Here is a 776-nt window from a genome sequence, read left to right as displayed (position 1 = left end):
GTCGACCGGGACGAGGTCCTGCTCGACATCGGCTACAAGACCGAGGGTGTCATCCCCTCGCGCGAGCTCTCCATCAAGCACGACGTCGACCCCTCTGAGGTCGTCAGCGTCGGCGACGAGGTCGAGGCCCTGGTCCTCCAGAAGGAGGATCAGGAAGGCCGTCTGATCCTGTCCAAGAAGCGCGCGGCGTTTGAGCGCGCCTACGACGTGCTCTACGCACTCATGGAGGAGGACGGCGTTGTCACCGGCACCGTCATCGAGGTCGTCAAGGGTGGCCTCATCCTCGACATCGGCCTGCGTGGCTTCCTCCCCGCGTCCCTCGTCGAGATGCGTCGCGTCCGCGACCTCCAGCCCTACGTGGGCAAGGAGATCGAGGCCAAGATCATCGAGCTCGACAAGAACCGCAACAACGTGGTCCTGTCGCGCCGCGCCTGGCTCGAGCAGACCCAGTCCGAGGTGCGCACCACGTTCCTCAAGGAGCTCCAGAAGGGGCAGGTCCGCTCCGGCGTCGTCTCCTCGATCGTCAACTTCGGTGCCTTCGTTGACGTCGGCGGCGTCGACGGCCTCGTCCACGTCTCCGAGCTGTCCTGGAAGCACATCGACCACCCGTCCGAGGTCGTCGAGGTGGGCCAGGAGGTCACCGTCGAGGTCCTCGACGTCGACATGGACCGCGAGCGTGTCTCCCTGTCGCTCAAGGCGACGCAGGAGGACCCGTGGCAGCACTTCGCCCGGACCCACGCGATCGGTCAGGTCGTCCCGGGCAAGGTCACCAAGCT

Annotated in this window: 1 protein-coding gene; it reads left to right on the top strand. The window is 66.1% G+C overall.

The genetic code is table 11. From position 1 onward, the window contains the following. The coding region (locus AB4Z02_RS18925) for a S1 RNA-binding domain-containing protein (RefSeq protein ID WP_441972905.1) at nt 1-776 on the top strand (776 nt) is incomplete at both ends.

Source organism: Pedococcus sp. 2YAF34 (assembly GCF_052114585.1).
In the GTDB taxonomy this organism is placed as follows: Bacteria; Actinomycetota; Actinomycetes; order Actinomycetales; family Dermatophilaceae; genus Pedococcus.
The sequence above is the reverse complement of the archived record's forward strand: the minus strand, read 5'-3'. Positions and strand labels throughout refer to the sequence as shown.